At 59.9% G+C, this 19,909-nt stretch carries 23 protein-coding genes; 4 read left to right on the top strand and 19 right to left on the bottom strand.

Annotation, left to right across the window (positions count from 1 at the left end):
* Positions 1–24: 24 nt before the first annotated feature.
* Complete coding sequence (locus tag AB7F49_RS13205) at positions 25–1,290, bottom strand: NAD(P)/FAD-dependent oxidoreductase (protein WP_428523009.1); 1,266 nt, start codon at positions 1,288–1,290, stop codon at positions 25–27.
* A 151-nt stretch (positions 1,291–1,441) separates the two neighbouring features.
* Here AB7F49_RS13205 and AB7F49_RS13200 point away from each other — a divergent pair, with 151 nt between their 5' ends.
* Positions 1,442–2,272, top strand: a complete 831-nt coding sequence (locus AB7F49_RS13200; RefSeq protein WP_428523007.1) for an IclR family transcriptional regulator domain-containing protein — start codon at positions 1,442–1,444, stop codon at positions 2,270–2,272.
* Positions 2,273–2,301: 29 nt separating this feature from the next.
* Here the strand turns inward: AB7F49_RS13200 and AB7F49_RS13195 are convergent, their stop codons facing one another.
* The 6 genes from AB7F49_RS13195 to AB7F49_RS13170 are packed head-to-tail and all read right to left on the bottom strand — an operon-like array spanning position 2,302 to position 8,202.
* Positions 2,302–3,750: an NAD-dependent succinate-semialdehyde dehydrogenase gene (locus AB7F49_RS13195; protein WP_428523005.1), complete on the bottom strand. Its 1,449-nt coding sequence runs from the start codon at positions 3,748–3,750 to the stop codon at positions 2,302–2,304.
* A gap of 52 nt (positions 3,751–3,802) precedes the next feature.
* A complete protein-coding gene (locus AB7F49_RS13190) occupies positions 3,803–4,126 on the bottom strand; it encodes a 2Fe-2S iron-sulfur cluster-binding protein (protein ID WP_428523003.1) in 324 nt (107 codons plus the stop codon).
* 8 nt (positions 4,127–4,134) lie between these two features.
* On the bottom strand, positions 4,135–5,376 hold the full coding sequence (locus tag AB7F49_RS13185) for a cytochrome P450 (RefSeq protein WP_428523001.1): 1,242 nt from the start codon (positions 5,374–5,376) through the stop codon (positions 4,135–4,137).
* Positions 5,377–5,429: 53 nt separating this feature from the next.
* Positions 5,430–6,458, bottom strand: coding sequence for a 2Fe-2S iron-sulfur cluster-binding protein (locus AB7F49_RS13180; RefSeq protein WP_428522999.1), 1,029 nt, complete (start codon positions 6,456–6,458; stop codon positions 5,430–5,432).
* Complete coding sequence (locus AB7F49_RS13175; protein ID WP_428522997.1) at positions 6,458–6,943, bottom strand: aromatic-ring-hydroxylating dioxygenase subunit beta; 486 nt, start codon at positions 6,941–6,943, stop codon at positions 6,458–6,460. Before AB7F49_RS13175 ends, AB7F49_RS13180 begins: the two co-directional genes overlap by 1 nt.
* Positions 6,940–8,202: an aromatic ring-hydroxylating dioxygenase subunit alpha gene (locus AB7F49_RS13170; protein WP_428522995.1), complete on the bottom strand. Its 1,263-nt coding sequence runs from the start codon at positions 8,200–8,202 to the stop codon at positions 6,940–6,942. The genes AB7F49_RS13175 and AB7F49_RS13170 overlap by 4 nt, the downstream gene beginning before the upstream one ends.
* A 165-nt stretch (positions 8,203–8,367) precedes the next feature.
* Between AB7F49_RS13170 and AB7F49_RS13165 the strand changes: the two genes are divergently transcribed.
* The 3 genes from AB7F49_RS13165 (at position 8,368) to AB7F49_RS13155 (ending at position 9,784) form a co-directional block, all read left to right on the top strand.
* Positions 8,368–8,964, top strand: a complete 597-nt coding sequence (locus AB7F49_RS13165; RefSeq protein ID WP_428522993.1) for an NADPH-dependent FMN reductase — start codon at positions 8,368–8,370, stop codon at positions 8,962–8,964.
* A 184-nt stretch (positions 8,965–9,148) separates the two neighbouring features.
* Positions 9,149–9,382, top strand: coding sequence for a LysR family transcriptional regulator (locus AB7F49_RS13160; protein ID WP_428522991.1), 234 nt, complete (start codon positions 9,149–9,151; stop codon positions 9,380–9,382).
* A 30-nt stretch (positions 9,383–9,412) separates the two neighbouring features.
* Complete coding sequence (locus AB7F49_RS13155; protein WP_428522989.1) at positions 9,413–9,784, top strand: LysR substrate-binding domain-containing protein; 372 nt, start codon at positions 9,413–9,415, stop codon at positions 9,782–9,784.
* Between the two features lie 467 nt (positions 9,785–10,251).
* On the opposite strand, the gene AB7F49_RS13150 is transcribed toward AB7F49_RS13155, so the two are convergent.
* The 12 genes from AB7F49_RS13150 to AB7F49_RS13095 form a co-directional block, all read right to left on the bottom strand.
* Positions 10,252–10,686, bottom strand: coding sequence for a GMC oxidoreductase (locus AB7F49_RS13150; protein ID WP_428522987.1), 435 nt, complete (start codon positions 10,684–10,686; stop codon positions 10,252–10,254).
* A 111-nt stretch (positions 10,687–10,797) separates the two neighbouring features.
* Positions 10,798–11,787 carry a GMC family oxidoreductase gene (locus AB7F49_RS13145; RefSeq protein ID WP_428522985.1) on the bottom strand — a complete coding sequence of 330 codons (990 nt, stop codon included), beginning with the start codon at positions 11,785–11,787 and terminating at the stop codon, positions 10,798–10,800.
* Positions 11,788–11,807: 20 nt separating this feature from the next.
* Positions 11,808–12,110 carry a lipocalin-like domain-containing protein gene (locus tag AB7F49_RS13140; RefSeq protein WP_428522984.1) on the bottom strand — a complete coding sequence of 101 codons (303 nt, stop codon included), beginning with the start codon at positions 12,108–12,110 and terminating at the stop codon, positions 11,808–11,810.
* A gap of 275 nt (positions 12,111–12,385) precedes the next feature.
* Positions 12,386–13,579, bottom strand: coding sequence for an ABC transporter substrate-binding protein (locus AB7F49_RS13135; RefSeq protein WP_428522982.1), 1,194 nt, complete (start codon positions 13,577–13,579; stop codon positions 12,386–12,388).
* A gap of 70 nt (positions 13,580–13,649) precedes the next feature.
* Entirely contained in the window at positions 13,650–14,381 is a 732-nt protein-coding gene (locus AB7F49_RS13130) for an ABC transporter ATP-binding protein (protein WP_428522980.1), read from the bottom strand.
* Positions 14,378–15,145, bottom strand: a complete 768-nt coding sequence (locus AB7F49_RS13125) for an ABC transporter ATP-binding protein (RefSeq protein WP_428522978.1) — start codon at positions 15,143–15,145, stop codon at positions 14,378–14,380. The genes AB7F49_RS13130 and AB7F49_RS13125 overlap by 4 nt, the downstream gene beginning before the upstream one ends.
* Positions 15,142–15,969 carry a branched-chain amino acid ABC transporter permease gene (locus tag AB7F49_RS13120; RefSeq protein WP_428522976.1) on the bottom strand — a complete coding sequence of 276 codons (828 nt, stop codon included), beginning with the start codon at positions 15,967–15,969 and terminating at the stop codon, positions 15,142–15,144. The genes AB7F49_RS13125 and AB7F49_RS13120 overlap by 4 nt, the downstream gene beginning before the upstream one ends.
* Positions 15,966–16,850, bottom strand: coding sequence for a branched-chain amino acid ABC transporter permease (locus AB7F49_RS13115; protein WP_428522974.1), 885 nt, complete (start codon positions 16,848–16,850; stop codon positions 15,966–15,968). Before AB7F49_RS13115 ends, AB7F49_RS13120 begins: the two co-directional genes overlap by 4 nt.
* A gap of 319 nt (positions 16,851–17,169) precedes the next feature.
* Entirely contained in the window at positions 17,170–18,153 is a 984-nt protein-coding gene (gene hpaD / locus AB7F49_RS13110; protein ID WP_428522972.1) for a 3,4-dihydroxyphenylacetate 2,3-dioxygenase, read from the bottom strand.
* Positions 18,154–18,244: 91 nt separating this feature from the next.
* Positions 18,245–19,075, bottom strand: a complete 831-nt coding sequence (locus tag AB7F49_RS13105) for a Bug family tripartite tricarboxylate transporter substrate binding protein (RefSeq protein ID WP_428522970.1) — start codon at positions 19,073–19,075, stop codon at positions 18,245–18,247.
* Positions 19,076–19,274: 199 nt separating this feature from the next.
* Positions 19,275–19,610, bottom strand: coding sequence for a hypothetical protein (locus tag AB7F49_RS13100; protein ID WP_428522968.1), 336 nt, complete (start codon positions 19,608–19,610; stop codon positions 19,275–19,277).
* A 96-nt stretch (positions 19,611–19,706) separates the two neighbouring features.
* Complete coding sequence (locus AB7F49_RS13095) at positions 19,707–19,907, bottom strand: hypothetical protein (RefSeq protein ID WP_428522966.1); 201 nt, start codon at positions 19,905–19,907, stop codon at positions 19,707–19,709.
* Positions 19,908–19,909 lie beyond the last annotated feature (2 nt).

Below are 19,909 nucleotides of genomic sequence, written 5' to 3'. Positions count from 1 at the left end.
CGCTTTTTTGTTGACCAATGCCGATCACCCGACCTGCGCTGCCAAAGCTTTTTTAGGACTTCCACTTTGCTGGAACAGATGCGCCTTGAGATCGAAGCTCGGGTCCTGCGCCTGTGACGGTTCGATATTGGCACCCAACGCCAGAAGCTTGCGCCCGAACATGTGATCGCCGGGTTTGTTGATGGATTCGACTCCGGCTATCTTGCCGTCCCGATAGCAGAACACTGAAAACTTGCGCTCGCGCGGATCTCCGCGAATGACGGTTTGGTCGGCGCCCGCCGTCAATCCGACCATCTGCAATTTGAGATCGCCCTGATCGCTCCAGAACCACGGTACGTCGGCATAGGGAGAAAGGCGCCCCACAAGTCTCGCCGCGACGCAGCGTGCCTGGTCGACGGCATTCTGCACCGACTCCAGCCGCACCAGTCCCGTTCCATAACGGCAGGGGAACGCGGCGCAATCGCCGATCGCGGAGATCGAGGCGTCCGGCGTTTGCAGATATTCATCCACGACGATGCCGTTCTTCACCGGCAACCCGACCGACGCGGCAAGCTCGGCATTGGCGACCACCCCAATTCCGATGAGGACGAGGTCGGCGGGATAGAAGCTGCCATCGCTGTCGCGCACGCCGCGCACCGCGCCGGCACTGGTTTCGATCCTGGCCAAAGCCCTCGCGAAAACAAGTTGCGAGCCCCAGTCGCGATGGGCGGCAGCGAAGAAATCGGAAACGATCGGTGAGACCGCCCGTCCCAGCCCGCGCGGCATGGTCTCGAGAATGTGCACGGACTTGCCTAGCTTCCGTAGAACCCCGGCCAGTTCGAGGCCAATAAACCCGGCACCGACAATGACGATCTGCTGTGCGGTATCGAGGCGCTGACGCAGACATTCCGCCTCGCGCACGGTCCGCACATAAGCGATGCCGTCTATACCTGTTGTCGTCTCGAGAATACGGTTGCGCGCGCCGGTGGCGAAAACAAGATGACCATATCCGATCGTCTTGCCCGACCGCAGCGTTACGCTGCGGCTGTGGCGATCAATCGCGATTGCTTCTTCGCCCAGCAGCAATTCGATGCGGCGCGAGTCATAATGCTCTTGCGTCCGAAGCGACAGGCCCACGGCTTTCTTCTGACCGAGCAAAAAGCTCTTGGTCAGCGGCGGGCGCTCATAAGGCAGGTCCGGCTCGTCGCCGATCAGGAAGATTCGTCCGTCGAATCCATTGTCACGCAGCGAGGTTGCGAGCTGAAATCCGCCCTGGCCAGCCCCCAGAATGACAACGCGCGTGTCGGTCACGATATTGGCTCTCCCCGATCGCGGATCGATGCCGCGGCTTCTTGTTTTTGTTTAATCGACGCGCACGGCTTCGCTGGCGCCTTGACAGGATCAAAGTGTTCGAATATCGAACAAATGATCAATATATGTTTTCACCAGACGAGCTTTTTCCATGCCTGTCAAGCGCGCGCGCAAGCCGAAATCCGCTTCCGTCGAAACACGACCTGCGGAAGGAATGGGCGGACTCGCCAAGGGCCTTGCGATCATCGAAGCGTTGGCGACACGCGGGGTCCAGAATTCGGCCGATGCCGCGCGCGCCTCGCACTCGACCAGGGCCGCGGCACGGCGCTGCCTGCTCACTTTGGTCGAGCTTGGCTATGTCGAGCGCATCGGCCGCGAATTCCGTCCCCTCCCCCGGCTGCGCAATCTCGGCCGCGGCAGCAACCTGCGCGAGCGGCTGATCGAGGAAAGCCATCCGATCCTGGCGAGAGGGCGCGACCAGTTGAACGAGTCGCTGTCGCTTGCCGTGCTCGATGGAGACTCGGTGCTTTTCATAGCACGGGCAGAGGCTGAGCAGATCATATCGACCGGGGTTCGCATCGGGGCGCGCCTGCCGGCCTATTGTTCGGCAACCGGCCGAGTGCTCCTGAGCGGACTCGACGACAAGGACATCCGTGCCATTGTCGGCAAGAAGGCGTTTCCGCAACGCACGGCAAAGACCCTGACCAAGCCCGCCGACATCGTCAGCGAGGTGCTTTCGGTGCGGGAAGCGGGCTTCTCGGTCAGCGACGAAGAGATCGAACTCGGCATGCGGTCGCTGGCGGTGCCGGTGAACGACCACGATGGGAAGCTGGTCGCAGCGATGAGCGTCAGCGTCTATTCCGCGCGTGTGAGTAGACACGCCTTGATCAAGACCCTGCTTCCAGTCGTGCAAGAATGCGCCACGCAGCTCGAGGAGGCCTGTTTCGGCAAGCGCTCCCGGTCGAAGCCGCTGAACGCCTGAGACATCGACATGGCTGGCAGCCGTGCAGCTCAAGCGGCATCCTCCGTGATGAATTTCGTTGTCGTATAGGCGTCGAAAGTCTCGGTCCCGCCTTCGCTGCCGATGCCGCTGTCCTTGACACCGCCAAGCGGCGTCTCCGGAAGCGCGATGCCGAAATGATTGATGCTCACCATGCCGGCCTCCAGCCGGCTCGAGGCATAGTGGGAATTCTTCAGCGACCGTGTGAAAACATAAGAGGCGAGCCCGTAGGGCAGCGAGTTTGCGCGGGATACGGCTTCCTCCAGAGTCTTGAAGGGAGTAACCGGTGCCAAGGGACCGAAAGGTTCCTCACGCATCACGCGCGAGCGGTCCGGAGCGTTCAGCAGCACGGTGGGCGGAAAGAAATTACCCGGCCGTGCCAGCGCTGCTCCGCCCGTTGCAAGCGTCGCGCCGCATTGCAAGGCGTCCTCCGCGAATTCGGCCATCGCGGAGACGCGCCTGGAATGCGCGAGTGGACCCATTGTCGTGACTTCGTCGAGACCATCTCCTACGACACGCGAGGAAAATGCCTTGGTGAAGCGCTCGGTGAACTCGTCAAAGACCTTGTCCTGCACATAGAAGCGGCTGGGCGCCATGCAGACCTGACCGGCATTTAACGCCTTCAGCCGCGCCAGCAACGGCACTGCCAGGTCGAGATCGGCATCGTCGCAAACCACCACCGGCGAATGGCCGCCGAGTTCCATCGTCATCCGTTTCATATGCGCGCCGGCAAGCGAGGCGAGCTGCTTGCCGACCGGCACCGAACCCGTGAACGATACCTTCCGCACGATCGGCGAGCGGATCAGATAGTCCGATACCTTGGCCGGCACGCCCCAGACCACATTCAGGCAGCCCGGCGGCAGGCCCGCTTCGTCGAACAATCGCGCCAGCGCCACGACCGAACTCGGCGCGCCCTCGGCGGGCTTGATGATCAGGGTGCAGCCCGATGTAAGCGCCGCCGACATTTTCCGGAGCGCCTGATTGAACGGAAAATTCCATGGCGTGAACGCAGCGCATACACCGACTGGCTGGCGGATAACGAATTGCCGGACGCTCGCCATCCGCGGCGGGATGACCCGTCCGTAGATGCGGCGGCATTCCTCGGCATGCCATTCCGCGTGATCGGCGGCGGCCACGACTTCGTTCTTCGCCTCCGTCAGCGGCTTGCCCTGATCGAGGGTCAGATGCCGCGCGATCTCGTCGGAGCGCACCCGGATCAATTCGGCGACCCGCCGCAGAATGTGGCTGCGCTCCAGCGGCGATGTCCAGCGCCATGTCTCGAAGGCGCGCGCGGCCGCGGCGAGCGCGAGATCCAGGTCCTGCTCCGTCGCGTGCGGCAGATGTCCGAGCGCCTTTCCGTTCGCCGGGTTGCATACTGTTTCGCCCTCGCGTTCTTCGACGAAACGTCCATCGATATAGAGCGCCAAGGATGCATAGGGCGCAGCTTGATGCACATTCATCGAATTGCTCGCTGTTGTTCAGCAGACGCGAATAGAAAGGATCGAGACGCCGCTAGCGCTGCGTCTCCGGGATCCAGACGACCAGCCGTTCCATTCCTTCCGGCAAATCGATCTGGCAGCCCAGACGGCTGAATTCGGTGCGCGGAGCCACGGCGCTCTCCAGCATCTCATCCTCGACTTCACCGCGCTCCGGCAATTGCGCCGCGAATTCCGGATCGACATAGACGTGGCAGGTCGCACACATGGCAGAGCCTCCGCATTCGGCAACGATTCCCGGCACATTATTCGCCAAAGCGGTACGCATCACATTGGCGCCGGCATCGACGTCGACCTCGATCCGCTGGTCATCCGCCGCGACATAAACGATCTTCGCCATTTCCAGTCTCAATGTTTCTTCGCCGTCACTCGAATCGGAAGCGATGAATAGCCGCGCACCGTGTTGTTGAAGTGCAGATGCGGCTTGCCGAGCAGCTCGATCTTGTCGACATGGGTCGCGAGAGCCTTCAGGATGATCTCGCCTTCGAGCCTTGCGATCATCTGCCCGGCACAGCCGTGGATACCGGTGCCGAAAGCCATGTTCGAGGTAGCCTTGCGGGTGACGTCGAAGCTGTCCGCATTCTGCCAGTGTCGCGGGTCGCGGTTGGCGGACGCGACGACGACCAGAATCTTCTGCTCTGCATCGAGCGCGACATTTTCGAGCGTCGTCGGCTGCGTTGTCGTGCGATAGAAGGAATGAAAGGTGCTTTCGTAGCGCAGCACTTCCTCGATCGCCTGTCTCGCCAAACCTGGGTTTTCCGTAACGATCTTCCATTGATCGGGATGCCGCGCGAAACAGGCCAGCGCGTTGCCGATGGTATAGATCGTTGTATCGAGCCCCGCCGAGAGCATGGTCCGCACCAAGAGGCCAGCCTCCTCGTGGGTCAGCTCTCCCGCATCGGCCGCGGCATAGAGATCCGCACCAAAACCATCCTTCGTGAGATTCTCACGCTGGCAGGCCATGTTGATCCATTCGATCGATGGTCCGAGCTTCGCAAAGCATTGCTTGAAGCGCTCATTCATCGGTCCGAAGGCGTTGAAGACCATGTCGCCATAGGGAAGCAGGTGCTGGCGGCCGTCCGGAGGCACGCCGACCGCGTCGGCAAATACTTTTAGCGGATAAGCCTCGGCAAGCTCGGTCACGCCATCGTATTCGCCCTTCTCGATCAGGCGAAGCACCATCGCCTCGGCTTCCCGCTCGAAACGTTCCCGCAGCTTGTTGAGCGCCCGCGGCGACAATATCCGCACGAACACCTTGCGGGTGCGCGAATGCTCAGGCGGGTCGACCTCCAGAATGATGCTCGGCTTGCGCCAGGGCTTTTCGGTATGGAAATTCGTCAGCCCAACACCGGCACTCGAGCAATATGTCTTGGGATCGGTCAATACCCGCGTCACGGCCTCGTGCCGCGCCACGGCATAAGTCTCGTATTCCTTCAGCCAGACCAGCGGGCCTGCGTCGCGAAGTTGCTCGTAATAGCCATAGGGATCTGTCAGCACCTCTTCCGAATAGGGATCGATGTTGACGATCGGCACATTCGGCGCCGGCATCGCCCGTTGCGGCGCAAGATCGGCAACGGCTGTCTGGTTCATCATCTCCTCCCTATGCCTTCGGTCCTGTTTGCAAGGCCTTCGTTTTTCCAGCTTCAACTCGCCGCGAGCACGATCGTCTCCGGTTCGGGATCGCCCGACGATACGAACGCATCGCTGAAGAATGCCGAGGGACGTAACCCCGAGGACGCGCTGAAATCCCGTCGCGCCGCCTCGATCATCACCGGTGCTCCGCAGGCATAGACCTCCAGCGCCGACATGTCGGGATAATCCTCCTGCACCGCCTTATGGACGAAGCCGGTGCGGCCCTCCCAGTCGTTCGATGGCGCCGATACCACCGGCGTGAAGTCGAACCAGTCATATTTCCCGGCCCAGCTTCGCGGCAGCTCCTGCATATAAAAATCGGCTTCGGTATTCGCGCCCCAATAGAGATGCAGGCGGCGTCTCGAACCCGAACGGATATTGTGTTCGATCATCGATTTGATCGGCGCGAAGCCCGTGCCGGTTGCGAGCAGGATCGCCGGCACGTCATCATTCTCGCCCAGGCGGAACTCGCCGTATGGCAACTCGATTTCCAGGCTGTTGCCCTTCGCGAGATTGGGAAGAATCCGCTGCGAGAACACGCCGCCCGGCACTTGGCGGATATGCAGCTCGATCTCATCGTTCCGGTGCGGTGCATTCGCCATCGAAAAATTGCGGCTGTCGCCGCCGGGCATCAAGACCCGCAGATACTGTCCCGCACTGAATATGGCGCGCTGGCCGATCGGCAACCGAAGCCGGATCACCGCGACATCGGCGATCGGCCGCGAAACCTGCCAGACCTTCGCCTTGAACACCTTGCGAGCAATCGGCGCCAGATTACGGATCCAGGCCGGCGCGATTTCAACATCGGTATGCGGACGCGCCTGACAGAAAAGAACTCCCTCGGCCGGGCCGCGCTGCGCACCTTGCCCCCGCACGGTCACGTCGCCAGAAATCAGCCTGCCCTCACAGGACGAACAGACCCCCTTTCTGCAGGAATAGGGGATCGTAAAACCCGCGCGTTCGGTCGCATCGAGAATTGTCTCGTCCGCATTGCAACCGAACGAAATATCCGACGACGCGATCGAGACCCGGACCATCATCACAGCGGGAACCCGAGAAGCGTATCGATTTGGTTGCTGTCGAGCACAACAATGCGGGTTACGAGTTTCGGGTCGTCACCTAGAAGGCGATAGCGGTCGATATATCGGCCGGTCGCGAACAGATCGGTCGGTCCCTCGCGCGTGATCCTCGCCACCATGAACGAGGTCTCGGATTCGACCTCATCGCCCTCGATCTCGCGGATATAGGGCTGCCCCAGAAGGTGACGATAGGAATGCCGCTCGTAGACATTGGCTTCCAGCAGCGACAAAATGCGGTCGCGCAACATGTCCTTGCTGTCCATCCACATCAGCCCCGCTTCGAGGTTCTGCGCGTAGTTGTCCGCAGTCGTGATCTTGTAGAAACAATCATCGACAAAGAACTCCGGCCACGCCGTGCAATCGCCGTCATCGATTTCGCGCGCATAGCGCGCCTGCGCCATGCCGATCAGGGAGACGAGCTCGCCATGCGGACGGACCTGCGTCATAGGCCCATTCTCCGACGGTATTCGGTCCAGAAGCCGCGGATCGCAGCTTCTGTGATGCGATCGTCGCTAGTATCTATGTCATATCCGCCCATGGCCAGCACGGCGCGTTCATCCGGCGACTCCTTGGTGCCGCGCTGGACAAAGCCGCCGATGCAACCGTCCTCCATCGAGACGTAGCCACCCGGCCCCACCAAATTCGACAGCTTCAGGCGCTTTTTGCGCTGCTCGGCGGTGTCGTCTTCAAAACCGATATAGGTCCATTTCAGGTGCATGCTGTCGGTGCCGCGCGGCAATACCGTGCGCACGGCAACCGCATTCTGTATCTGCTGCAGAACAAAATTCGGGAACACCGAGAGAATCTGGAGGGTGATGTCGTCCTCGAACTCCTTGAAGCTCCCGAGCAATGACATGTCAGAGAGCTTCAGGTCCGATTGCGACCGAATATTCTGCTCGGAATAGAAGCTCTTCGCCTTCTCCGCCTCAGCCTTGCGGTCGATCTCGGAATAGCTGACGTGACAGCCGCCATTTTCGCTGACGATAATGCCGCCCTTCTGCGAAAGCCGGTTGATCTCGAAGGTCGTAAAGAAGGTATGCAGAATGCTGGCGTGATAGCTGTCCTTGGTATTCTCGACGTACAGCTTCCAGTTATTCGGCAGAATCTGGGTAAAACGCCCGAGCACCATCGGTTTACGCCCATCCAACACCCGGCGAATGCGATCGAGCACCGCTTCGCCGATGTAGGTCTCGATATCCTCGACATCCTCGTCGAAGCTTCCGAAGACGAGGCCATAGAGCGTTGAGATCCGCATCTTCTTCGGGCCCTGCTGCGACATGCAGAAGTCCGGCGCGATGCCGCCTTGCCCCCGGATGCCGTCCTTGAACGCGACGGCAACGAGATCGCCCTGTAGATTGTGCCGCCAGGCGTGATAGACGCAGGTGAAATCCTTGACGTTGCCGCGGTCTTCGAGTGCCAGCAGTGAGCCGCGATGTGCGCAGCGATTCTCAAAACCGTAGATCTGACCGTCCGCATCACGCGTCACGATGACCGGCTTCTCGCCGACGTCGACCGCGACAAAATCTCCGGGCGCCTGCAATTCCGCTTCTAGGCAGAGAAAGTTCCACGTTGGACCATCGAACAGCTTTTGCTTCTCGAGCGCGTAGATGTCTTCGCGTTGGAACAGCCAATACGGCACGCGTCGTGCGCCGTCCTCCTTGGACCAAGTCGGCAGGTCGAGCGGGACGCGCGTCAGGTCATCCATCGTCGAATTCGTCTATGGTTGTGTTCGGCTCTTGTTCGATATCCGAACGTCGGTCGATATACGCATTTTGCTTACAGACCTCCCTTTTTGTTGTCAAGTTTCCCGCTGCCTGCTACGGGCGGGACAGCGAAACTCCAGCGCGGCTGATGTCTTTCTGAAATTCACATGGCGGATATCGTGATTGACCTGCTTTTCCTCTCCGGCAGCAGCCACATCGGATCAGCTCACTGGCGGCTCGCAACAGCCGCTGCCGCGCTGACGAGCAGAGCATTCGGAAGCGAGGCCACCGCGACTGTTATTGATCTGAGCGATGTGGACCTTCCGAATTTTTCGGAAAGCGACGGCGTTGCACAGACCATGCCGTCGGATGCGGTCACGCTAAGAAACCGTCTCTTGCAAGCGAACGGAGTCTTTATGAGTTCTGACGAATATACCGGAACCTATTCAGCGGTTCTGAAAAATACCATCCGATGGCTCTCCGCCCTCGACGCAGAAGGCGAAACTCCGTTTCGAGGGCTTCCGGTCGTTTTGTGCGGGGCGTCATCCAGAGGTACGGGAGCCTTGCGAGGCCAACCGGCCCTCGCGCAACTTCTCACCGAGCTCGGCGCGCACGTGATATCGCAGCATCTCGAAATGGGAACAGCCGCCGGCCTATTCGATGAGCAAGGTCGCTTGCGTCAACGTTTTGAGCGACAGTTGGTGGAGAATGGCCTGTTCCAGCTTATCGAGGCGGGAAAAAATATCCGAGTATCAAATCCATGAATGGTCTTGCGGTACAAATGTGAAGCTCATGTGTTTCTTTATTCAGAATATGAGAGCTTGCGGGCACCGGGTTGTAGTGTCCGGTTAAGCCACGTTAGCCAATGCTTTCACTACGTGTTGCTGGACCTTCAGTCCCAGCTCGCTTCTACCGTGGTTGCCGCTGGACCTCAGTTGGACGACAACGATGTGCTTAGGCCTTCCTCATTTGCGTTATATCGTTACTGCTGCCGAACACCGCAGCTTCCGGCGTGCTGCCGCCGCGCTCAACGTGACGCAACCAACCTTGAGTAAGCGGATCCGTGAGCTTGAAGACGACCTCGGCGTGGCACTATTCCAGCGGGCGGTGCTCAACTCACTGCGGAGGGCGAGGATGTCGTGGCGCGCGCAAGGCGCGTGCTCTCTGAGCTCGAAGAGATGAAAGGTCAGGCAACTGCAAGCAAGGTTAGTGATGCCGGCCGCCCCGCAATCGGATTTTTGCACGTCGCTTGCTCGACCTCTTAGGGACGTCCTATCTCTGTTCATTCGACAGCATGAACGGATCTATATCAATATAGCTGAAGATAATCGGTCAATGCTTCTTTCGCTTCATGAGCGCAGCGCAATTGACGTCGCGTTTGTCCTCGGCGAGGCCGCTTATCAAAATTATGCGTATTTATCCCTATGGTCCGAACGCATTATGGTCGCTCTTCCAAAAGCCCGCGCGCTCGCGCAACGCGAATTCGTTTATTGGACGGATATGAAAGGCGAACGATTCTTAATGAGCCAAAGCGATCCAGGCCCGGAGACCCAAAATATTCTTTTTAACAAGCTATCATCTTAACAAGCTATCATCGCCCGGTAATTCTCTCCGTGACTCGTTTGCTTGTTCTAAAACGCCGACGGCGTCGCGGCCGATTCGCCGCCTTATGTCCATATCACGGACATGCTGTACAATTAGCGTAACGAGATCGGAGAGGCTGCGCAAGCGAAGCGGCCGCACAAAGAGGAAAATGGTGAAATGCGGCAATGTCCGACCGGACGTCGGCAACGCCCTTGAAGTAGTTTTGCTGCTTTACGACTTATGCGCAGTTCAAAGGTGCTCCGAAGCCAGTCGCCCAACATCCCGGTTCTGAATGTGGGACTGCTTCAGATCGTGTTCCCTGTGCATCAGGCTTGGCTAATTCGTTGAAAGATGACAACCGCGCTCGTTACGGCATCGGCGCATCGCGTCGCGGGCGGACGCCGGTCTGCGCTGCTCCAGCTCCCTCGGTCGGCTTTAGTCTAGCGGGCCGGTCCCGGGCGGACGATTCAGTCTCGGCGAATGAGATCCGCGGCCCGCTCCGCGATCATCGTGATCGGCGCATTGGTATTGCCGGAGGTGATGTGCGGCATGATCGCCCCATCAACAACGCGTAGCGCCGCGATGCCCTTGACCCGAAGGGCTGAATCGACGACGGCCTCTTTGTCGGTCTCAGGTCCCATTTTGCAGGTCCCCACCGGGTGAAAGATGGAGCTGGCTCTGGCTCTTCGTCGCACCCAGGTCAGCACGTCTTCGCTGTTGCTGACCTTGTCGCCCGGCTCATGCTCGCAAACCACCATTCTTGCCAACGGATTTGCGCCGACAATCTCCCGAACGCGACGAAAGCCGGCAACCGCATTACGACGATCCTGCTCCGTACTCTGATAGCGCGGAACGATCAGTATCGCGTCGGCATGGTTCGTTGACTTCAGCCGGACTTTCACCCCTGCTCGAGGGTCTGAGATTGCTATAGGATACGGTATCCCCGGGAAGCCGTGCAGCGGCTGATTGCGTTCGTCGAAGCTGAGCGGGTCGAAATGGATTTGCGTATCCGGCTAGTCACTGTCCCGTTCCGCCGAAAAAAAGGCGCTTGCTCGGAACACACCGCTGTTCAGCACGCCGCCACCGGTGAGAAGGTAGTGCAAATACTCTCGCAGGCTTCTTACTCTCGAATTGGCGATCTCGTTAAGCGTTTCGATCCCGCGCAGACGGTAAGTTGGCCTGAATTGAAGATGATCTTGCAGATTCTTCCCGACACCCGGGAGCGGGCTGACGACATCTATCAATAGCGCCCTCAATTGGTCCGGGTCGCCGATGCCGCAGAACTGCAGCAAAAGCGGGGATTGCACAGCGCCGCAGCTAAGCACGACCTGATGTCTTGCGCGGTACAGGAGGCTTTCATCAGAAGCAATCGCCTTCACACCCAACGCACGGCCCTTCTCGGTGACAATGCGGCGCGCGTGGCAGCCCATCTTGACGTGGAGATTGGTGCGTTCGCGCACCGGATAGAGAAAGCCCCGTGCAGAACTGATACGCCTGCCATTTCTCGTCGTCATCTTGACATAGGCCGCGCCAGCATTGTCACCGTCGTTGAAATCCTCTTTCTTGGGAATGCCGCAGGCCTGCGCGGGCGCAATGAACGCTTCGGAAAGATCATCGCGCGGGATTCCGGTAACCCACAGGCCCGCGCCCTGTTGCCCGCCGCCCGGCCGCGCATTCAACAGCGAACGTTCAAAATACGGCTGACCCGATGTCCAGTCCCATCCTTCGTTGCCGAGCGCGTGCCAGTGGTCGTAATCGCGCTTGTGACCGCGCAGATACAACATTCCGTTGATCAGGCTGATGCCGCCGAGGCCCCTGCCCCGCGGCCAGGCTATCGTCCAGTCTAACAGGTTAGGGTCAGTCTTGAAATAGCCGATCAGGATATCGATCCACCTGCCCGTGCCGGCACCGCCGGCTTCCAGCAGCAAGAGGCTGAGATCAGGGTCTTTGCTCAAGCGCGATGCGAGAACGGCGCCGGCGCTGCCGGCGCCGTCATCCGCCATGGCGCGGGCTCTTGGAAGGGCTATCTTTCCCTAACACGCTGCCAGACAAGCCTGAAGACCTGAGGCTTCCCATCCCGGACAAGCGGCACCGTGTCGAGATAGAGTAAATCGCCATCCTGCCTGTAGAACCGCACCTGATCGAGTCCGACTTCATTCTGGTAAGCCGAGGTCACAACATGATGGATGACCTTGTCCTGCTCGACTCGGTACGTGCCTGCATAGGCCAGAAACGTCGCATAAGCTTCCGCGCGGACATCCGCCGGCGCCTTGATCCTGTCACCTTCGATCGGTTTGCGGCCGCCATAGGCGATGACCGCCGCCATGCGATTGCCTCGGGAGATAATGAATATAGCCGTTTGGATTTTGTCCGAACACGGCCGAATTGACTTCCTTGCCGTCTATCCAGGGCGACACGGAAACCAGCTTCCACGTCCCGAGAAAAGGATCTTGCCTGTCCGAGGCGTGCGCAGACAGCGAGCCGAATGCGGTCAGAAGTGCGATTGCAAACGCAAACCATCTCACTGTCATACTCCCTCTGCGTTAAGACTGGACGGCTGCGGCTGGCTTACGCGCCGGCCGCAGTATTCCGATTTGCGCGCTAATTCGTGCTCGGAAGAAAGATCCACACCTTCTTCTCGACATCGGCTTTCAGGATGTTTGCGGGGATGTAGCCGTCGCCGGTATCCCGAATCGCATACTTGTAGACGCCGTCGAAATTCTTCAGCTTCATGAATGCGTCCTTGATCATCTCCCGCGCTTTCTTCGGGTCGGTCGTTCCGTCGATTCCGGCGTGCTTCATGATGTCAGCGTAAAGCAGGATCGCATCATAACCGACCGACCAGTTCGCAAGATTCGGCGGCACGCCGATCGTATTGTCCGCCTTCGCGAAGACGCGTTTGACGATGCTTTGATAGAGCGCATCGTTGGTACGGCCCGGATCGCCTTCGGCATTGGTCGAGAAGCCGATGACATGCCAGTTCTTGCCAAGATCTCCGACCATGTTGATGAAGGGTCCCGACCACAGAAGGGCCGTGCTGAACACGGGAACATCGATCCCTTGCGTGTTGAACTCCTTGGCTAGCAGCATGCCCTGCGCCGGAAAAGCGGCGGCGAGGATCGCGTCCGGGTTCTTGCTTTTGATCTGGATTGCGGCTGCCGAGAGGTCCGTGCTCTTAGACGAGAACTCCACCGTTTCCAGAACCTGAATGCCGTTCTCCGCCGCAACCTTGGCAAGGTCTTCGGCCGCGGCCTTGCTTGAGGCCTCGCGCACGTCAGCCGTGATGACGACTTTTTTCACGTTGGGATAGGCCTTCAGGAACGCCTTGAACCCTTCGGGGATCAGGGTATCGTCCGGAGGCATAAGCCGGATTGTCCAAGGACGCTTTGTGATTCCGGGTTTGATCGCATTGATGCTGACCGACGGCATGTTGAGCTGATTTGCAAGAGGACTGACCGTTTCCCATTGCGTGCCGGTCATCGGCCCGATTGCGCCGAAATATCCCTCGCCGATGTAGCGCCGGAACAGCAGGACAGCTTGGCCGGGATCGGTTTGCGAATCGCCGACGTCAAGTTGGATCAGGCTGCCATTCACGCCGCCTTTCGCGTTGATGTCGTCCACCGCCAGTTTCACGACGATGTCTTGAATCTTTCCATAGCTGCCGAGCGGGCCGGTCATCGGTGTGATCAGCCCGATCTTGATCGGCGGCTTCTGTTGGGCAGCAACGGGCGTCGATACGATGGCTGCAATGGCGGCCACAAGTCCGCCGATCGTAGATAAGCCTGTTTTGTGCATTCGCTTTCTCCTCCTGGTGTTTTCTTGTCCTCGAGAGCAAGGGTCGGTCTGGTTCGTTTTACGGATGTCCTCACGCCGTCGCGGCATCGCGACCGAGATAACTGGCGACGATCTCGGGATCCTTCGCGAGATCCGAAGACTTGCCTTGTGCGGTGAAGACGCCGTGCGACAGAACGAGCACCCGTTGCGCCAATCTCAGCACCAACTCCACATTCTGCTCGACGATTAGTATCGAGACGCCGTCATCGCGCAGCTCCGCCAAGGCCTGAAACACTTCGCTGGTCAGACGCGGAGAGAGCCCCATTGACGGCTCGTCGAGCAGCAGCAGCCGCGGCCTGTTCACCAGCGCGCGCGCGACAGCGAGCATCTGCTGCTCGCCGCCTGACAAGTTGCCTGCCAGTTGTTCGCGCCGTTCATACAGCCGCGGAAATCTCTTATAGGCCCGAGACAGGGCTTCGCCGTAGGGCAGCTTCGTTGGCCGGATTTCCCAGGCGAGTTGAAGATTCTCCTCGACTCGCATTGTTTGCAGCGTCCCGCGCCCTTCGGGCACATGCAAAAGACCGGCACGCGCAAGCGCGTGCGGCAGCGTCCTCGTGACGTCATGGTCCAGCACGCTCACCTGCCCTGCGGTGATCGGGATCACGCCGGACAAGGCGCGCATTAAGCTGGTCTTGCCGGCGCCGTTGGCGCCGATGACCGCAACGGTCTCGCCTTCGTCCAGAATCAGCGACACGCCCCTCAGCGCCTTGATCGCCCCGTACGAGGCGACCAGTCCGTTCACACGCAAGAGCGGCGCACTCATCCGACCGGCTCCGCTGCGGTCTCGCCTAGATAGGCCTTGAGGACCTCTGGATGCCGCAAGACCTCGCGCGAAGTCCCTTCGACGAGCTTTCGCCCATAGTCCATGGCGATGATCCGGTCGGAGAGGTCCTGAATCAGGTCCATGTCGTGCTCGATCAGGAAGATCGCCTTCACGAACTTGCGGACAGCGCGGATATCTTCGGCCAGTTGCTGCGTTTCGGCCTCGTTCATGCCCGCGGCCGGTTCATCCAGCAGCAGCAGGTCGGGATTGCCGGCCATGGCCCGCGAGATCTCAAGCCGCCGCGCGTCGCCATAGGATAATGTCGAGGCCATGCGGTCGGCCTTGTCAGCCAGCTGAAACCTCTCGAGCCAGCCGAGCGCTTCGTCACGCGCCCTGTTCCGGCCAAGGCCGGCGAGCGCCCGCAAGGGGTTGCGCAGCAGCGTCTTGTCGGCGGCGAGAACGTTTTCGAGGACCGTCAGCCGGCGAAGGAGGCGGATGTTCTGGAAGGTCCGCCCAACACCGAGCCTGCCGATCTGGTGCATCGGCAAATGGGAAATTTCGCGACCATGCAGGCGGATGCTGCCGGAGGTCGCACGATAGAACCCGGTGATCGTGTTGATCAGCGCTGTCTTGCCGGCGCCGTTCGGCCCGATCAGCCCGACGATCTCGTCTGCATCAAGATGGAGGGTGATCCGGTCAAGCGCCCGCAGCCCGCCGAAGCTTTTTTCCAGCTCGGTGACTTCCAGCACCCGGTATCTGCTCACAGTGCGCTCCCACGTCGCGCCCGGTCGGTGATCAGACGGAAGGTCAGCAGCCCCAGAGGTCGGAAGAGCAGCATCAGCAAGATCGCGAGCCCGAACACACTCGGTCGCCAGTCCGCCAGAACGCGAAAATATTCCGGCAGCAACGTCATGATCGCAGCGCCAACGAACGCGCCGAACATATTGTTGACGCCGCCAAGGATCACGTAGAGCACGACATAGACCGAGAGCAGGACGTCGAAGCTCTCCGGTCGTACGAAATTCATGTAGTGCCCATAAAGAGCCCCGGCAGCAGCGGCGATGGCGGCACCGATCGCAAACCCCAGCATGCGAATCTGCGTTACATTCACGCCAAATGACGCGGCAACCCGGTCGTCTTCGCGCACCGCATCGCAGATGCGCTGCAACGGGCTGAACGAGAACCAAAGCAGGAAGGCTCCAACCAGTCCTACGGTGATCAGCACCGTGGTCAGATCAGCCCCGCTCATGCCCCCGAAGCCGGACACGCCACCGACGTAACCGATGTTTTCAAGGGCAATCCTGACGCAGAAGGTGATCCCAAGGGTGACCAGGATCAGATACACCCCGCGCAATCTAAGGGCCGGATAGCCAACGAGCGCCGCCAACACCGCCGTTACAATCACAGAGATCAGGCAAGCTGGCAGCAGCGACCAGCCAAACTTCACCGTGAGGACGCCCGAGACGTAGCACCCGACCGCCATGAAAGCCCCCTGGGCAAAGGACAGGCTCCCGGTGACGAGAACGATGTAGACGCTCCAGGCCAACAGGACATTGATGCCCGTAAAGAACAGGTGATCGGAGATCACGCGCGCTGCTCCTGCACATGGGCGCCGCCGCCGAAAATGCCTGCCGGGCAGAACAGCAGTGTCGCGATCATCGCGACCCATACAGTCAGTTCCGAGAGCCGGCCCAGGCCGAAATAAAACATGAGCGCTTCAACGACACCGATGGCGACCCCGCCGACCGCTGCGCCACGAAGGTCGCCCAGGCCGCCAATGGCCATGATCGCCAACGCCTTCAACCCGAAGGTCAAGCCGGTCTCCGAGCTCGCCGCTCCGGTGCGCAGCGCCAGCAGCAGCCCTGCCTCGGTGGCCAATGCGGAAGAGATGAAGAACACCGATTGCGAGACCCGGCGGACATTTATTCCAAGCAGCGACGATGAGATCGGCGATTCAGCCACGGCGCGGATCTGACGCCCGATCCGCGATCGCTGCAAAAGCAGATGCAGACCGCCGGCCAGAACGATCGTTGTAACGACGATGACCACTTGGATATTGACAAAGTCCACGCCGGCGATCCGGAAGCGGCCCGACACCCAGCCGCCCGGCGTCGGAAGCGACACGGCCTCCGTCCCCCACGCTTTGTGCACGAGATCGGTAACGATGAGTCCAAGCGCCAGCGACGCAAGTGCGGCGGTGATCTTCGCATCGGCGCTCTGGAAGCGCCGAAATGCGATAAACTCGGTCAAGAGTCCCAAGACGCCGCCGATCAGCAGCGCTAGTCCGAAGGCCAATGGCAGAGGCACCGCGCCCACCGCCATCACCCCGACAAACCCGCCGAACATCAGCACTTCCGGATGGGCGAAGTTCAACTTGTCCAGCACGCCGATAACGAGCGTGAATCCGATCGCGACCAGCGCGTACATCGCACCGCTGACCAGTCCGTTGACAATCTGACCTGTGAGCATGATCTGCGATCACCGTGCGCGGAAACGTGCGCAGCCCTGACGCGAGCTTGCGCGGCGGCGCGCCGCAGCGCAGCCCCGCGCGTACAGGGCCGATGAGGGCCGACTGGTCGTCTTCGACGCGCAGCGCGCTTCCGCAACCTGAGTGAAAGTCACGTCCCGTCTCCCCTGTCCTATAGACGTACAACATTCTTATTGTTGTGCGAGCCTGAGGCGCTCATTTTCTCCGATGTTGAGGGAGCGACTAGAGTTCGCAACAATCGCTTACTGATGGGGTCATCACTTTCATTGATGATCGCCGCCGCGATCGCTTCCAAGACATTCATCTCGCGACGATCGGCTGCTCTTGCAGCACCGGTTGACGCGGTCTTACGTCGCTGAAGAAGGAGCCTTCTTCAAACCAGGATGCCGGCGCCTGGTGGCCCCATAGCGTTTGACGTTGCGGATCGCGCAGTGACCAGCGCAGCGGTTCGTGATCGGGATCGACGGTGAGATAATCCGACGTGAACAGCTCGACCCGATGGTTATCGGGATCGCGGACGCAGAGGAAAAACGCGTTGGAGATGCCGTGCCGTCCGGGACCGCGTTCCATGTTGGCGACGAAGCCGGACGAATCCATCACATCGCAGATATACAGGATATCGAGCGCGCTCGCCGTCCACACCCCTATGTGATGCAGACGGGGTCCGCGGCCATTCGTGAAAGCCAGTTCGTGGACGTTGCCTTTCCGGTGCATCCACACCGCCCAGAGCTGACTATTTCCGCCGTCGGTCTCGGTGTATTCGGTGAGCCAAAAACCAAGCTCGCTGCAAAAGTCGAAGGATGCTTGCACATCGGGCGTGAAGCAGTTGATGTGGTCGATCCGCTGGATGCGCGCGCATTTGTATTCGGCATAATTGCGCAGCATGCAATTGCGCTGATCCATGCGGTAATAGAATTCGAGGGGCATGCCGAACATATCGCAGGTGCACAACGTGCGGCCTTGATAGGGTCGTTCCGGAAAGGACGTTGGATACTCTTTGTGCGCGAACCAGAAGGCCGCGCGATCAAGGTCTTCTTCGCTCGAAACCTTGAAGCCGATCACGGGGACGGCGGCATTATCTGCCTTGAGTAGGACAATCGAATGATGATTGCGCTCCTCCACGGCACGCAAATAGATCGCATTGCTGTCAGCATCGCTGATCAAATAGCCAAGACAATCGACATAGAACGCGCGTGACCTGTCGAGATCGCTCACGTCGAAGGCGACATGGCTGGCGCGAATGATATTAAATGGTGGTTCGGGGTTTGCTTTGCGGATAGGCATGATCGCTTGCGATTGTTCCGTGCTCGTCGGCGGGAGCGGTTCCGCGTTCCAGCCCCGCTCACGCCGTGCGGCTTGTCGTGCTCTGGGCCAGCTATTTGATCTCGACATTCGATGACTTGGCGATTTCCGCCCACTGCGCGAGCTCGCGTTTGATCGTGCTGCCGAACTCTTCGGCAGAGCTGCCGACGGCATCGGTGACCATGGTGCGCAGTCTCGCTTTGACGTCCGGATCCTGCATGATCGCGCGCACCTCTTTCTCAAGCTTGTTCACGATCGCAGGATCGGTCCCCTTCTTCGCGAACAGCCCGGTCCAGATCACCAGCTCCATGTTCGGAACGCCTGCTTCCTGCATGGTCGGCACATCAGGCAGCTCCGGCACGCGTTTGGCGGAGGTGATCGCCAAGGCGCGCGCCTTGCCGGCTTGGATGAGCGGCATCGCGGGCAAGGTGTCGACGATAGTCGTCACGGTGTGCCCCGCGATCACACTCGTCGCCGCTTCGCTGCTACCCCGATACGGAATCGGCTGGATTTTGGAGCCGGTCCTCAGCTTGAACAGCTCGGTCGAAAGCGTGAACGTCGCCGACGCTGTAGAGTAGTTGGCCTTTTCCGGATTGGCTTTTGTCCAGGCGACGAAGTCCCCGACACTCTTGATCGGCCCCTCGCCCGACACGATCATGACGAGCGGAAAGGAGGCGACCAGAGAAATCGGCGAGAAATCGCGCAGCGTCTCATATTGCAACGCGGTGTTGACCGCCGGGGCGATTACCATCGCGCCGCTTGCGCCGACCAGAATCGTGTAGCCGTCCGCGGGCTGGCTCGCCACATAGGCTGCCGCCGTCGTGCCCCCGCCGCCGGGCTTGTTCTCAACGATCACAGGCTGTGCCAACCGCTGCGCCAGCTTTTCTGAAATGATCCGCGCCAAAATGTCGTTGCTGCCTCCCGGTGCGAAGCCGACGACAAACCGGATCGGTTGCCGCGGGAATGAGGCCGCCGACTGGGCCGTCGCCTCCGACCCAAACAAGCAAAGGCCTATCGCCGCCGTGATTGCGGAAAGCGTGAGCTTTCGCCTGGACGTTGCCAAGGTCATTCGTTCCTCCCTGTATTGTCTTCGTATGAAGCTGTTAGCGGCTCTCGCGGGCGCGTCCCTCCTTCGCGAGAAAGTCATCGGTGTATTCGCCAAGCGAGACCTTCACCTTGATTTCCCCATGCGCGGCCTCGAGCATGGCCGAACCCGATTTGCATTCAGGGTCAGCGAGTTCTTCGACCATGTCGGCGAACGCTTCCGCCTGCCACGGCTCCAGACTCCACGTAAAAGCGCGTGCCGTTCCGGCAATCGGTTGCATGCCGGAGGCTTGTTCAGCGCCGACAAGGCGGATTTTCGTGTCGTCCGCGGTGAACAGGGTGTCGCTATTTTCAAGAACCATTTCGGCCTGTTCGCGCGCAAATGTTCTCAGCAAGTGCGCAAAACGCCGAAGCGAAGGGCCTTCACCCAGAAACAGAACCATTGGGTGGAAGTCGCTGGGAAGAAAACTGAAGCGAACCACAGTTCTCTCCTAAATGGCCGCGTCGTTCGGCAAAACGTCGATCACGTCCTGTGCGTGGCATAGTTCCTCAAGGCCTGCCTCGCCGCCCGGTATCTTGAGGTAGCGCACCATCAGCCACATGCCATCGGCCATGTTCTCGATGACTTCACCCACGGCGCCGCCGACGAGTGACACCTTGCTGCCTGGCTGAATTTCTATGACGTTGATCACGG

Source organism: Pseudorhodoplanes sp. (assembly GCF_050250235.1).
GTDB lineage: Bacteria > Pseudomonadota > Alphaproteobacteria > Rhizobiales > Xanthobacteraceae > Pseudorhodoplanes.
This window is presented reverse-complemented; position numbering and strand designations above follow the sequence as displayed.